Below are 14333 nucleotides of genomic sequence, written 5' to 3'. Positions count from 1 at the left end.
CCAACTGTCTTCTTCTCTGCCGTCGCGCTCGCGGCCACCGTCATCTTCTGGCTGTGACCAATGAGTCCTGAGCCTAAGCGATACGCCTCAAGCCAGCGCACCGGCTATTTCGAGATTCGTGCGATACTAGCGGTACTTGATGCCAGAGAGCGTATGCGGCGCATGCAAAGTCGGTCTTTATCAATAAACATGGACGGCTCGGTGAGATTTGTTAGTCGCGCGGCGATAGCGGGCGTTTGAGGGTGCATGCTTACTGCCGTTCGCTACCGATAAAGCCATATTTGACGAAGCCAACATCAGGGTGTTTAGCGATCCATGCGGATAGACAGTTGGCTGCGCGATTCGATCGGGTGACTGCCAGTGTCACAGTCACCGTATCACCCGAGTGGACGATTTTCGCAGGCGCGTGGCACTTTGCAATGGCTGCTTTGATTGCGCTGGCCCGTGCCGCTGGACCTTCGGCGAATGGAAAAGCTCCAAGTTGTTGAGTAGGATTGGCTAACAGCAACGACGCTATAATGAGGATCATTGCGCTATCATGCACTCGGATCGGAACGGCTGCAATTGGGCCTTAAGCGGAACGGCTCCTTTCGATAGAGAGAGCGACCGTTAGAGGATGATTCCTCGCCGGTATGCGATCTTCGCACTGCCTTGCGCCCTGGTGCCGCGCGTTGTGACCTCCAAGCTGATTTGTCGATCTATGCGGGTCATCAGCACCCCTAGACAATCATACTTTCTCATATCCGGAAGCGCATCTGTTTCGACGTGAAGATCTAATCGGCTAGGATCAGACCCATAGCTACGGACGATCGAGTCTAATCCATAAAAACCTTCCATAACCTCTTTGATGAACGTTTGCTCTTCGTTTTGGAGTGGAGCGGGTGATTTCGGAGGAATTGGCGGCGACGCTACGGGCATGCGGCTAGGCTAATAAGTCGAGGAATGGCCGCAAGTGGGGTGTTGGCTGCCGTTTGGGTCCGCGCTGCCGCGAACGACGGGACGTGGTAGACAGCAAACGGACCGCTCATGGAAAGTTCGAGAGCGATGGCCAACATGGCGCGGCGCTATCCTAAAAACGAAAGTTCAAGGAGACGGTCAGAAGTTTTGGTCAATTGGCGTTTGCGTGACACCCGCATCCACTCGCCGGACGTGATCGGGCGACACTCCGCAATACCGTTACATGATCTATGCCCTATAAAGGGCGGCGCTAAGCGTACGCTGGTGAAGCAATCCTGCGATGACCTTTTGCCGGCCTACCGCAACGAAAAAGGGCGCCCGGTTGACCGGACGCCCCCCAGTCCGGAGCTGTGCTTGGGAACAGCCCGGCCTGACCCGGAACTTCGCCGGCCGTCAGATACCGTTCGACAGATTGGTGTCGGGGTCGTTGGTGCGCATGTCGTCGGCCTGGTTCTGGCCGGTCGCCCGCACCGCGTCCGCCTTGTTCTCGAGGCTGGCTTCGGCTGCGCTGGTGCTCGCATTGTCCGCGGCGTCTTCCAGATTGTCGGCAACCGCTTCGCTGTTCGCCTCGATATTGTCGGCAACCTGCTCGCGCGGGCTGGAATTGCAGGCCGACAGGCTGGCCAGACCGGCCGCCATGGCGAGAACCACCATCTTCTTCATCGAAATTACCCCTGTTATCGAACGGCTTGAAAGCCGAAGGGGGTCAATCGCCGAGCAATGGGTAAGTTCCGTCAGGAACTGCGCTGGATGCCGAACCAGCGCGCCGGGTCCTGTCCCGACTGCGCGCCGATCCAGCTATAGGGCACGTCGCGCCACATCCGGATGCCCGCGGCGCGGCTGTCGAGCACCAGATCGCCCGAGCCGGTGCGCGCGACCAGCACGACGTGCAGGCCGATGCGCCGCGCATAGCCGACGGCGAGGAACAGATTGTCGGGCGGGAAGCCGGCCTTGATCAGCTCCAGCCGCTTCTCCAGCGCGATATCCTCGCAATCGCCGACCGCGCGGCGGCCGCGACCCGACGGCGTCCACACCTCCGCACGGCCGTAGGCGCGCAGATCGCTCTCCTGGCGGACATGACGGTTGACGGTGCGGTTGACCTGATCGAGCAGGCGCAGGTCGTCGGTGATCTCGGTCTCGCCCGTCCAGGGCTGGTTGCTGCACAGATCGGGGCGCGTCTCGCACATCACCGCAAAGCCGCGTGGCGGGGTGATCGGCTGGGCGAGCGCGATGAACAGGTCGGGCCGGCTCGCGCTCGCTGGGGTGGCGGACAGCACGGCCAGCGCCGCAGCGAGGAGGGCCGCGATACGGCCGGTCGAGGAGGGCGCGGTGATCATCTCGTCATGCAATGTACCGCGGGAAGGTTAAGGAAAATTCCTGTGCCGTCCCAGAAAAGGGCGCGTTGCGGGGCGTGTCCGACAGGTGACAATAATCGCGACCTGCGCTAGCCTTAACCGATTGAGACCGCGGCTGCGGCGGTCGTTCGGAAGATAGAGTGGCAAATGGGGAAGTCCGGCGAATGAAAATCCTGATGACCCTGATCGCGGCGATCGGCCTGGCGGGTTGCGGCCCTGCCCTCGCCTCCGGCCAGACCGCGCCGACCACCGCCAGCGCGCCGGCGCGCCCTGCCGCCACCGCCGCGGGCGGCGTCACCGCCTCGGCGCAGGCCGGCCCGGCGGGCGTCACCGCGTCGACCGACGATTACCGGCTCGGCGTCGCCGACAAGATCCGCATCCTGATCTTCGACGAACCGTCGCTGTCGGGGGAATTCCTGGTCAACGCCAACGGCAAGCTGTCGCTGCCGCTGATCGGCGACGTCGATGCCGCGGGCGTCACCACCACCGCGCTCGCCGCGACCATCCAGCGCAAGCTCGCCGACGGCTATCTGCGCGAGCCGCGGGTCAGCATCGACGTGCTGACCTTCCGGCCCTATTATATCCTCGGCGAGGTCAACAAGCCGGGCGAATATCCCTATTCTTCGGGGCTCACCGTGCTCAACGCGGTCGCCACCGCGGAGGGCTTCACCTATCGCGCCAGCAAGAAGTCGGTGGTGGTCAAGCACGCTGGCGAGGCGACCGAGGAGACGGTGCCGCTGTCGCCCGATCTGCGCGTCCGTCCCGGGGACACGATCCGCATTCGCGAGCGTCTGTTCTAGCAACCGGCCCGGCGACGGCCCCCTTTCCGTCGCCGGACACACGTCGAAACCGTGTGATTAGGGCCATTATTGTCCCGAAATCGGACGGAATGTTGACCGGGCCATGCCACGTGATTGCCGATTGCGGCGTTATGTGACACAGACTTGTCAACTAAGGGGTTCAGCTATGCGATTGGTTTTGTTCGGCATGGCGGCGACGCTGTCTTTCGTCGGTGCCAGTGGTGACGCGCAGATCCCGGTGACGCCGCTGTCGCCGATGGTGTCGCGCGACGATCCCAACGTCATCGCGCTCTATACCGAGATCATGCGGACGATCGCCGGCGTTCCCGCCCCGGCGGGCCGCGACCAGCTCGAAGCGCAGATCGCTTATACGGTCGATCAGAGCCAAGCCAATTGCCCGGTCGTCGTCGCCGCGCTGCACGAGGCGCTCGACGTGCCGCGCAGCCCCAAGCCGACCGTCGAGGCGCTGCGCGACGTGCTCACCAACGCCTCGCGCTGCGACCGCTACGGCACCGCCGCGGTCGGCGGCCCGGGCGCGACGCTTGCCCAGGGTCCCGCCGTCGGGATCGGCGGTGGCAGCTCCAATTACGCCTCGTTTTAATTGATGACTTTGATGACAGGTATTTCGATGCGGCTGCCCTTTGTTGCCCTGGCGGGCATGCTGACGATGCCATTCGCTGCCGGCGTGGCGCAGGCGCAGTCGACCGATTCCAATCTGGTCCTGCCCAATTTGCCGCTCGACTTCGATCGCGGCAAGAACACCAGCGTCCTCCAGCGCGAGCGCCCGGAATATCAGGCGCAGGGCGTGCGGGCGGGCTCGTTCCTGCTCTACCCGAAGCTGGAACTCGGCGCCGGCTTCAGCGACAACGCCTATCAGGTCGACACCAACAAGCAGAGCGACGTCTATGCGCTGATCGCGCCGTCGATCGCCGCAAACAGTAACTGGTCGACGAACGAGCTGAACTTCAACGCCGGCGCGCGCCTGCGCCGCTTCGCCAGCGAGACGCCGCGGAACGAGACCAACTACAATATCGATGCCAGCGGCCGGCTCGACGCGACGCGCTCGCTGACCTTCAACACCCTGCTGCGCACCGCACGCTCGACCGAGCCGCGCTCGTCTGCCGCCTCGCCGCAGGATGCCGCCGAGGCGATCCAGTTCCAGCAGACTACCGCCAGCGTCGGCAGCGCCTTCGCCGGTGCGCGCATCCGCGGCCAGGTCGCGGTCAGCGTCGACCAGTTCAACTTCTCCGACGTCCGGTCCTTCTCGGGCGGGCTGATCAGCCAGCAGGGCCGCGACCAGGTGCTGCTGCGCACCACCGCGCGCGGCGAATATGCGGTGTCGCCCGACACCTCGCTGTTCGTGCAGGGCGGCTATACCGACACGACCTACAAATATCCGCTGACCACCGGCATCCCCAATCGCGATTCCAAGGAATTCAACGTGATCGGGGGCGCGAGCTTCGATCTGTCGGCGCTGATCCGCGGTGGCATCGGGGTGGGCTACGTTAATCGCCGCTACGATTCGCCGATCTACCGCGACATTTCGGGCATCGCGGCGGAAGCGAAGGTCGAATATTTTCCGACCCAGCTCACCACGGTGGGGCTCAACGTCCGCCGCACCGTGCAGGACAGCTATTTCGGCACCAGCAGCGGCTTCTTCGCGACCGCAGCCGCGTTGCGCGTCGATCACGAACTGCTCCGCAACCTGCTGCTCAACGCGCAGGTCGGCTATGAGCAGGACGATTTCGTCAACCAGAACGGCCGGTCGAAGATCGTTCGCTACAGTGCCGGCGGCCGCTATCTGCTCAACCGCAATTTCGGTTTCGGCCTGCTGGTCGGACGCGACAACCGGTCCGCCCGCGGCAACGTCGGATTACAGGCTTTCGACGAAACCCGTGCGCTGTTATCAATCGTCCTGCAGCGCTAACGCTGTCGTCCCCCAAGGGAAAATAGCGACCGTATGAACAAGATGTCCACGCTGGCCGAGCAAGAGGAAGCAAGCCGCTTCGACCAGTCACGTCATGTCGGACGGCGCGCTGTCACCCTGAAATCGGTCGGCGAGGCGATCCGTCGCCGCTGGATCATCGTGGTCGTCACCGCGCTGGTGGTGTTCGCGGCCGCGCTCGGCACGGCGCTGATGCTGACGCCGAAATACGACGCGTTCGCCAAGGTGCGCATCACCCCCAATGCCGCCTCGCCGCTCGACTTCGGCAACGGCACCGACCAGCCCGCCGACCAGACCGCGGTCAACACCGAGGTGCAGGTGATCGGCTCGCGCGCCACCGCGCGCAAGGTCGTCACCCAGCTCGGCCTCGATCGCGATCCCGAATTCACCGGCAAGGGCCCCGCCAACACCGCGATCGAACGCGCGACCAGCGGCGTGCTCGAGCACCTCAAGATCAACCGCGACGACAAGAGCTATCTCGTCCTCATCGGCATCCGCTCGATCGACGGCGCCAAGGCGGCGCGGATCGCCAACACCTATGCCAGCACCTATGTCGCCGGCACCGCCGACAATCTGATGGGCACCGCGGCGAAACAGTCGCAGTCGATCCAGAACCGGCTGCGCGAGCTCGGCGCCGAGGTGCAGACCGCTGACGCGCGCCTCGCCTCCTATCGCGCGCAGAGCGGCATCAGCCAGAGCGGCGAAGGCGGCACGATCACCGACCAGCAGATCGCGCCTTTGTCGATGCAGCTCGCCACCGCCGAATCCGAAGCCGCCGCGGCGCGCTCGGCGGTGTCGGTGGCGGAACGGCAGAATGCCACCGGCGGTACCGACGCGATCTCCGCGGTGCTGTCGTCGGGGGTCATCGCCGACCTGCGCCGCCAGCGCACCGAGGCGGAGAAGCGTCGCGCCGAGCTCAGCTCGCGCTACGGCCCGCGCTATCCGCTGTCGATCCAGGTCGCGCAGCAGATCGAATCGCTCGACGCGCAGATCCGTCAGGAGGCGCAGCGCGTCGTCGGCGGCCTGCGCAGCCAGGCGCTGTCCGCCGAGGCCCGCGCCGCAAGCCTGCGCAACCGCCTCAACACGCTCCAGCGCGGCGTCGCCCGCGACGATCAGGCGTCGGTGATGGCCGGCAGCCTCGAGCGCGACGCCGAGGCCAAGCGTACCGCCTACACCCGCCTCGCGCAGGCGGCGCAGCAGTCGACGCAGGCGCAGCGCGTCTCGACGCCGCAGGCGAACATCATCGAGAATGCGACGATCCCGACCAAGCCGACCTTCCCGCAGGTCAAGGCGTTCGCCGCGGCCGGCCTACTGATCGGCCTCGTCTTCGGTCTCGCCGGCGTGCTGCTGTTCGAGGGGCTGAGCTCGACGATCCGCAAGCCCGAGGACATCGAGACGATGCTCGGCCTGCCGTTCGTCGCTTCGGTGCCGCGTCTGCCGACGCCGTGGAAGCTGCGGTCGCGCCGCGTCGCCAATCCGGCGACGACGCTCGTCGCCAAGCCGATGACGGTCTATGCCGAGGCCTATCGCGCGATCCGCTCGTTCATCGTGTCGCGCAACCAGAGCCAGCCGACCCAGGTCATCGCGCTCGCCTCGACGTTGCCGGGCGAGGGCAAGACGACCAGCGCGCTGTCGCTGGCGCGGATCATGGCGCTGAGCGGCGACCGCGTGCTGCTGATCGATTGCGACGTGCGCCGTGCCGGCGTGCTGCGCGCGCTCAACCGTTCGGTTGACACCGGTCTTGCCGACGTGCTCGAAGGCCGTGCGTCGATGGCGCAGGCGGTGATCCCCGACGAGGTCGACGGGCTCGACCTGCTGCTCGTCCAGGGCTCGCTGTTCACCCCGATCGACCTGTTCGGCGGGGGCCGGATGGAGGCGATGCTCGCCGAGGCGCGCGGCCGCTACGATTTCATCATCCTCGACACCCCGCCGCTGCTCGGCATCGCCGATGCCCGCACTTTGGTCGGTCTCGCCGATGCGGTGATGCTGGTCATCAAGTGGAACACGACGCCGATCGCCGCGGTCGACGCCGCGCTCGCCGGGCTCGAACAGAGCCAGGGCGAGGTGCTCGGCGCGGTGCTGACGATGGTCGATCACCGCTCGGAAGCGATGGGCGGCCTCTATTATTCGGCGCGCTACTCCTCCTACTACAACGAATAAGGGCGCGTGACCCGCTCCCGCCTGAGGCCGGCGTGGCTGGCGGCTGCGGGGGTGACGCTCGTCCTGTCGGGGATGGCGATCGGCAGCGAACGACGCGTCGCCGCGGTCGCTGCGGCGCGCGACGCCGAACCGCCGGTCCGCGCCGCGCTACTCGCCGAGGCGGCGGGCTGGCGGCCCGCCGACGTGCCGCCGCGCGCCGCGATCGGGCTTGCCGCTTTATGGTTGCGGCAGGCCGGCGCCGCGGTGCCGCCCGGCTCGGATCGCGCCAGCCTCGCTCATGCCCGCGCGATGCTCGCGGTCGCCGATGTCGGCCGGCCGGACGCCGCGGCGACCTTGCTGCTCCATAGCCAGCTCGCGATCGCCCCCGGCGATCACCCGACCCCGGCAAGCCTGCGGGCCTTCATCGCCAGTTATGCCGCCGCGCCCTTCCTCACCGCCGAGGGCTTCTGGCGCGCAGCCTATGCGGCACGCTACTGGCGCGACCTGCCCGCCGCGACGCAGGAGGCGGCGGTCGCCGAGGCGGCGTGGCTCGCGGCGCTCGACGGCCGCTTCAACGACCGGCTGGTCGACATCATGGGCGGCTCGCCGATGTCGGTCCGCTTCGCGCTGCGGGTGCAGCCCAAGCCTTGAGGCGTGACGACGGGAGGCTGTCTGCTTGCGCCTCCCTACCTTCCCACTTCCCCGTCCGTTCGCCCTGAGCTTGTCGAAGGGTAGGTGGGTCTCAAGGTGCTTCGACAGGCTCAGCACCAACGGATGGATATTCGCACCAACAGAAGGATGTCAGGTCGTCGAGGCCTTCGTGCGCCGCGGTCGCTTCCGCGCCGTCACGGGCCGTCGCGCCGCCACCGGCCGCCGCGTCGCGCCGCTCGCCAGCGCCGCGCCCCATACCGAGCCGAGCAGCACCGCGAACACTGCCGCCACCGCCGGTACGTTGAGCGCGATGTCGACCATCGCGCTGCCGGCGATCGCGAGCAGCGCGCACAGCGGCGCGACCGACCACCAGTCGCGCCGCGCCCGCGCGATCTGGAAGGCGATCGCCGCCAGCGCGATCAGCAACAGCGCCAGCCCCGGCCAGCCCGCCTCGATCGCGAGCTGTACCGGCGCATTGTGCGCGGCGCCGAAATTCCAGTAGAGCGGTGCCACCTCCGCGGTCAGCGTGCGCTGGTTGACCTCGTAGAAGCTGCCGAGGCCATGGCCCCACAGCGGGCTCTGGTTGGCCACGCCGGTATAATGATCGATCACCGCCCAGCGCGATCCGGCATCCTCGGGCAGATAGGCCGAGCGGTCGGCGACCGGGGTGAAGACCGCGACCAGCACCAGCAGCACGATCAGCGCCAGCGCAGCGGGGCCGAGCAGCCGCAGCGGTGGCCGGCCGTCCTGCCAGCGCCGCCAGCGCCGCACCAGCAGCAGGGCGCCGCCCAGCATCGCGAGCAGCACCGCGCTGCGGCTGCCGGTCAGCGCGCACAGCACCAGCGCCACCGCGCTCCCCGCCAGCGCGGCGAGGCGCAGCTGCATCGCTTCCTCGTCGGGGGCGAGCGCCAGTCCGCCGGCGAGCAGGGCGAGCGCCGCGAAGGTGATGCCGGCGGCATTGGGATTGCCGATCGTGCCGCTGTAGCGCGACGCGCGCGCGCTGTCGTACAGCCAGTCGATCGCATCGACCGCCGCCCAGGCGAGATAGACCAGCCCGATCAGCGTCAGCACCCGTATGACGCCGCGCGCCGAGCCGGCGCGATAGGCGAGCAGCGCGGCGACGAGGGTCAGCAGCGTCGTCGCCAGCGCCTTGGCGAGCGCGAGGCCGAACAGGTCGGCGGCCGGATTGGCAGGCACGCCGAGCGCGCTGCCCAGCCCTTGCGGCAGCAAACCGGGCAGCGTGGCCCACGCCAGCGCCACGGCGAGCAGCGCGAGCGGCAGCCGCGCCAGCCGCCAGAAGCGCGACGCGGCCGGCGACAGCGCGATCACCGCGATCGCGAGCAAGGCATCGGCGAAGGCGGCGATCGCGCTGGCGAGGCCCTGGTTGGCGCCACCCGCAAGGATCTGCACGACGACCAGCCCGGCAAGCGCCGGCGCCGCCCAGCCGAGCGGACGCGGCGCCGATGTCGGTGGTGCGGGCGAGGCACGCTCGCGATCGGGCAACACGCTCATATCCCTCCCCTGTCCGACCGAGCCGTGCCAACCGCCGGTTCGCGACGACCCTAGCCAATGCAATCGCCTCTGCCAGCTTGCAAATGTCCCGAAAACACACGATGCGGCGGGGATCGATCCGATCCCGCGCAGGACACCCGCCGAACGATCGGCATAAGGGTGCGGCCGCCCCGATTGCCCGAGGACCGCCCGTGTCGCTTTCCCATTCCCAACGATCGACGCTCTGGGGCCTCGCCGCGGTGCTGCTCGTCATCGGGCTGGTGACCGCGCTGCTGACGATGGACGACGACAGCACCTTCCTCGACGCCATTCCCTTCGGCCCGGCGCGCACCAAGGTCGAAGCGCCCGCGCCGCTGGCCGAGGACGAGCTGCCGCTCGACACCTTCGTGCCGAGCGCGATCCTCAAACTGTCGCCGCAGGATGCGCTCGCCCGCAATCTCGCGCTGCCGCTCAGCCATGCCAGCAACCCGCTGGCGCCGCCCTTCGTCGCCGCCTGGCTCGGCGCCGATCTCGAACGCCAGACCGTCTGCCTCGCCAATGCGGTCTATTACGAGGCGAACGGCGAGCCGCTGAGCGGCCAGCGCGCGGTCGCGCAGGTCGTGCTCAACCGGCTGCGCCATCCGCGCTATCCCAAGACGATCTGCGAGGTGGTCAACCAGGGCTCCGACCGGCCGACGGGCTGCCAGTTCAGCTTCACCTGCGACGGTTCGCTCGCGCGGGCGCCCAATCCGGCGCGCTTCAAGGTCGCGATGGGCGTCGCCACCGCCGCGCTCGACGGCTGGACCTCGGCCGAGGCCGGGCAGGCGACGCATTACCACACGCTCTACGTCTTCCCGAAATGGGCGCCCGAGCTGCTCAAGCTCGGCATCCTCGGTCACCATATCTTCTACCGCCTGCCCGGCCAGCCCCACGATTACACCGCCTTCCGCACCGCGGCCGCGGCGCTGCCCACCGACCCGGCGCTGCTCGCGCCGACGCTGCCCGATCCGACGCTGCCGGCGAGCGACGTCGACACGCGCGCGGTCGTCGGCGTGCCGCTCGCGCTGCCCGCCTATCCCGGCCCGACCGTCACCGGCACCACGTCGGACAGCGGCGCGAGCCTGGGCAGCGGCGCGACCGCCGGCCAGCCGGCCCCCGCCGCGACGCCGACCCCGGCCGCCAAAGCGACGCCACGCAATTATTTTCCCGATCGCCGCGACACGCGTTCCCATCTGCCGCTGCCCCAGTAAGTTCGCGGCATGGCGCTGCTTTTGCAACAGGACCCTATTCGATGACCGTAGACCCCACGCCCGGCGAGAGCATCCCGGCCCGCCCGCGCAAGGTGGCGATCGTCCATTACTGGCTGGTGACGATGCGGGGCGGCGAGCGCGTGCTCGAGCGGATCTGCGATCTCTACCCCGACGCCGACATCTTCACTCATGTCGTCGACGAGAATGCGCTGTCGCAGACGCTCAAGCGCCATCGCATCTTCAGCACCTTCATCAGCAAGCTGCCGCTGGCGAAGACGCAATATCAGAAATACCTGCCGCTGATGCCCGCCGCGCTCGAGGCGCTCGACCTCAGCGCCTACGACCTCGTCATCAGTTGCGAGGCCGGGCCGGCCAAGGGCGTCATCACCCGCCCCGATGCGGTCCACGTCACCTATTGCCACTCGCCGATGCGCTACATCTGGGATCAATATCACGCCTATCGCAAGGCGAGCGGCAAGCTCGCTGGCCTCTACCTGCGGCTGGTCGCGCCGCGGATGCGCGCCTGGGACCGGATGAGCGCGTCGCGGCCCGACGTCATCATGGCCAACAGCCAGTTCGTCCGCCGGCGCATCGGCAAATTCTGGGGCCGCGAGGCGAGCGTCGTCTATCCGCCGGTCGACGTCGACATCTTCCAGCGCAGCGACGCGGTCAGCGACGAATGCGTCTGGATCAGCCAGCTCGTCCCCTACAAGCGCCCCGATATCGCGGTCGACGCCTTCACCCGCAGCGGCCGCAAGCTGCACGTCATCGGCGACGGCCCGATGCTCGAGACGCTGAAGGCACGCGCCGGCCCCAACGTCCGCTTCACCACGCGGATGCGCTTCGACGAATTGCGCGCGGCCTATGCGCAGGCGCGCGCGCTGATCTTCACCGCCGAGGAGGATTTCGGCATCATCCCGGTCGAATCCCAGGCCGCCGGGCGGCCGGTGGTGGTGTTCGGCCGCGGCGGTGGCACCGAGACGGTGATCGACGGCGAGACCGGCATCCACTTCCACGAACAGAGCGCGGAGTCGCTGATCGCGGCGATGGAGCGGTTCGACGCCTGGCTGCCCGGTTTCGACCCCGAGGCGGCGATCGCCAATGCCAGCCGCTTCGCCCGCGCCCATTTCCTGCGCGACTTCGCCGCGGAGGTCGCGCGCGCCGAACGGCTGGTCGCGGCCGACAGCGTGCTGGCGTCGGACCGGGAGCGGGCGGACACCGATCGCCTCTCGCCGGCCGGACGCCTGCCGGTGACGGAAGGCCGTGCCGCCCCCGATCGGGACACCGGCGGCATGTCGGTCGACGTTGATGGGTGACGATCGCGCAACCGTGCGTTAAAATGCAATAATGCGAAAGCCGCGGATGGATGTCGCGCGGTCATCCATCGTCGGGGGGCAATAAGCATGCAGGCGAACGGCGTCCCGCGCGAAACGCGTATTGATATCGTACGCGGCGCGGCGATGCTGATCATCGCCATCAACCACATCACCGTCGCTTTCCGGATCTACGGCCTCAAGGGATTTGGTATTCCGACGCCGACCGCGCTCGGATATTCGTCGTCGGCGTCGATCTTCGTGATCATGTCCGGCTATATGGTCGGGATGGTGTATCAGCGGAAACCGCGGCCGTCGCATGCGGTCCTGGCGCGTGCCCGCACCCTCTACATCGACAATCTGCTGCTGCTCGTCGGGGTCGCCCCCGTCCTGCTGCTCATGCAGCGGTGGGAGGCGGTCGCCTGGGACGCCGGTTTCCTGTTCGACGCCCCCCTCTCAGGGCTGCTGATGTTCGTCGCCCTGCTCAGGGCGCCGGCGCTGCTCGACGTGCTGCAGCTCTACGTGATCTTCATGCTGCTCACGCCGGCCGCCTTGTGGCTCCATCGTCGCTCGCCGGCCGCTTTGGCCGTGCTGTCCGTGACGCTGTGGCTGCTCTCGCAGCTCGCGACCGCCACCCTTCTCCTCGACCCCAAGCTTGTCGAGTGGAAGTTCAATCCGGCCGCCTGGCAGCTTCTGTTCTTCATACCGCTGATTCTGGGCTCTGCCCGCGCCCATGTCCCCCTGTTCAGGCTGCTCGAGGCGCGTAGATGGATCACCGTCGTCGTCGGCGTTGCTGCCGCCGCCTTCGCGGTCGCCAAGCTGCTCCACGTCGAAGAGGCGATCCCCCGCTATTGGCTGCTGACGTCCAAGGGTAATCTGGGCACCTTGCGGCTCGTCCACGCACCGGTCGTGATCCTGTTCTACTGCGGATTGCTGACGCTCAGCCGCCGGCTGCCGGAATGGGCACCGATGCGCGCCCTCGCCTGCGTCGGCCGGCAGACCCTGTATTGCTATATTGGGAGTGTTTGGCTGACCTATATTCTTGCGATCGCATGGAGCCGCCTGGGCGGCGGTTACTTGACGTATCTTGCGTCGGTACTGTTTTCGCTGCTGGCCACCTTCGCCATCGCCGTGCTATTCGATGCACGATCGGGACGGCGGGCCGCACGCATGCGCGAGACCCAACCGCGCGACGGCGACCGGACGATACCGGCGAGGGTGGGAGAGGCGACGTGAAGGGCTATGTGATCGAGACCGCCAGCATGGTCGTCGGCATTCCGGTGCTGATCGCACTGAGCGCGGCCGACATGATCATCACCCTGCTGCGCCGATCGCCCGCGGCTTAACGGCGCTCGGCAGCTCGGATCAAACGCGACGTCAGCAGCTTGCGTATCGGACGATCATAAACGCGTAGGGCGGCAGCGGAAGCGACCACCGCAATGCTCAGGCCGAGGATCGGCGGAAGCAGCGGATGAATCGAGCGCAGCATATCGATATGCGGTGCATTTTTGACGATCCGCAGGATTGGCTGGTGCAACAGGTACAGCGGATAGGATAATTCGCCGGATGCTTTGAGCCACGGCAGTATGACGACGGCGGGTTCCGTTCGTGCGCCAAGCACGACGAGCGCGGGGAGGCAAACCATCGCGATCACGGCATCGGTGATTGCCTGCGATCCGATTGGGAAGAGCAAGAGCCCCGGCAATGCGAGCAGCGGCAGCCATGCGGGGACGCCGCTATGCCGATGCAGCCCTAGTCGGAAAATGACCACGCCCGCCGCAAAGGGAAAGGCTACCCGCACAAGACCAGCCGCAAAGCTCAGCCAGGAATCAAACCCGACGAACTGCATGCCGTTGAACATATAGCAAATCGCGACATAGCCCAGCCCCGATAGCACCAGGCAGCCGACGTACAAGCGCATCGACAGTCGCGGCGACAATGCGTAGACGATGTTTGCAACGACCTCGAAGAACAGTGACCAGATCGGATTGTCGCTGGGATAAGCTTGTTTCCCGAAGAAAAAGCCGGCGGGGACGAGCAGCATGGTCCCGATGGTGACAATTGCCGGCACCACAATGCCATCCTTGCGTCCGGCGATCAGGACTATGCCGCCAAGCAATGCCCCGATGAAGATCATCGGATACAGGCGGATCATTCGTGCTTTGACGAATGTCGAGAAGCGCATGGTGGTCGATAACCGGCCATCATAGGCATAGGCGATGACGAAACCGCTGAGGCAGAAAAAGAAATCTACTGCGAGGTACGAATGATCGAGCGTTGGGCCGCCGATCATCAGTTCTCTGGCATGTAATCCTGCCACGATGAGGGCGGCAATCCCGCGCATGCCGTCGAGCGTGAGAAAATGCTGCTTATGCTCTTGGATGATTGGCAAGGTCGGTCCCACGATCGGTAGGGCGGAGCCCGTACCACCG

The 14333-nt window shown here is 66.8% G+C and carries 13 protein-coding genes; 8 read left to right on the top strand and 5 right to left on the bottom strand.

Features of this window, described 5'->3' with window-relative positions; genetic code table 11:
• Positions 1-250: 250 nt before the first annotated feature.
• From AC07UH_RS18445 to AC07UH_RS18435, 3 genes are all read right to left on the bottom strand, one after another.
• The gene (locus tag AC07UH_RS18445) at positions 251-529 is read right to left on the bottom strand and encodes a hypothetical protein (RefSeq protein ID WP_495181460.1); all 279 of its coding nucleotides are present in this window, start codon (positions 527-529) and stop codon (positions 251-253) included.
• Positions 530-1350: 821 nt separating this feature from the next.
• Positions 1351-1620 carry a hypothetical protein gene (locus tag AC07UH_RS18440; protein ID WP_041394085.1) on the bottom strand — a complete coding sequence of 90 codons (270 nt, stop codon included), beginning with the start codon at positions 1618-1620 and terminating at the stop codon, positions 1351-1353.
• A 71-nt stretch (positions 1621-1691) separates the two neighbouring features.
• Positions 1692-2294, bottom strand: coding sequence for a transglutaminase-like cysteine peptidase (locus tag AC07UH_RS18435; RefSeq protein WP_052075863.1), 603 nt, complete (start codon positions 2292-2294; stop codon positions 1692-1694).
• A 194-nt stretch (positions 2295-2488) separates the two neighbouring features.
• Between AC07UH_RS18435 and AC07UH_RS18430 the strand changes: the two genes are divergently transcribed.
• The 5 genes from AC07UH_RS18430 to AC07UH_RS18410 all read left to right on the top strand — a co-directional run bounded on the left by AC07UH_RS18430 (position 2489) and on the right by AC07UH_RS18410 (position 7847).
• Positions 2489-3112, top strand: coding sequence for a polysaccharide biosynthesis/export family protein (locus AC07UH_RS18430; protein ID WP_245640930.1), 624 nt, complete (start codon positions 2489-2491; stop codon positions 3110-3112).
• Between the two features lie 166 nt (positions 3113-3278).
• Positions 3279-3713, top strand: coding sequence for a hypothetical protein (locus tag AC07UH_RS18425; RefSeq protein WP_156143938.1), 435 nt, complete (start codon positions 3279-3281; stop codon positions 3711-3713).
• A gap of 12 nt (positions 3714-3725) precedes the next feature.
• Positions 3726-5039: an outer membrane beta-barrel protein gene (locus AC07UH_RS18420; RefSeq protein ID WP_495189883.1), complete on the top strand. Its 1314-nt coding sequence runs from the start codon at positions 3726-3728 to the stop codon at positions 5037-5039.
• A gap of 33 nt (positions 5040-5072) precedes the next feature.
• Entirely contained in the window at positions 5073-7217 is a 2145-nt protein-coding gene (locus AC07UH_RS18415; protein WP_495181458.1) for a GumC family protein, read from the top strand.
• A gap of 6 nt (positions 7218-7223) precedes the next feature.
• The gene (locus AC07UH_RS18410; protein ID WP_495181457.1) at positions 7224-7847 is read left to right on the top strand and encodes a hypothetical protein; all 624 of its coding nucleotides are present in this window, start codon (positions 7224-7226) and stop codon (positions 7845-7847) included.
• A 150-nt stretch (positions 7848-7997) separates the two neighbouring features.
• Here the strand turns inward: AC07UH_RS18410 and AC07UH_RS18405 are convergent, their stop codons facing one another.
• Positions 7998-9359 (bottom strand): O-antigen ligase family protein, encoded by a 1362-nt coding sequence (locus AC07UH_RS18405; RefSeq protein ID WP_495181456.1) that lies wholly within the window; start codon positions 9357-9359, stop codon positions 7998-8000.
• Between the two features lie 191 nt (positions 9360-9550).
• Here AC07UH_RS18405 and AC07UH_RS18400 point away from each other — a divergent pair, with 191 nt between their 5' ends.
• From AC07UH_RS18400 to opgC, 3 genes are all read left to right on the top strand, one after another.
• The gene (locus tag AC07UH_RS18400) at positions 9551-10588 is read left to right on the top strand and encodes a cell wall hydrolase (protein ID WP_495181455.1); all 1038 of its coding nucleotides are present in this window, start codon (positions 9551-9553) and stop codon (positions 10586-10588) included.
• 41 nt (positions 10589-10629) lie between these two features.
• A complete protein-coding gene (locus AC07UH_RS18395) occupies positions 10630-11904 on the top strand; it encodes a glycosyltransferase (RefSeq protein ID WP_495181454.1) in 1275 nt (424 codons plus the stop codon).
• A gap of 87 nt (positions 11905-11991) precedes the next feature.
• Complete coding sequence (opgC, locus tag AC07UH_RS18390; protein WP_495181453.1) at positions 11992-13137, top strand: OpgC domain-containing protein; 1146 nt, start codon at positions 11992-11994, stop codon at positions 13135-13137.
• A 106-nt stretch (positions 13138-13243) separates the two neighbouring features.
• Here the strand turns inward: opgC and AC07UH_RS18385 are convergent, their stop codons facing one another.
• Entirely contained in the window at positions 13244-14293 is a 1050-nt protein-coding gene (locus AC07UH_RS18385; protein WP_495189884.1) for an acyltransferase family protein, read from the bottom strand.
• Between the last annotated feature and the right edge of the window lie 40 nt (positions 14294-14333).

Source organism: Sphingomonas sp. GW821-FHT04B01, assembly GCF_059420425.1.
This window is presented reverse-complemented; position numbering and strand designations above follow the sequence as displayed.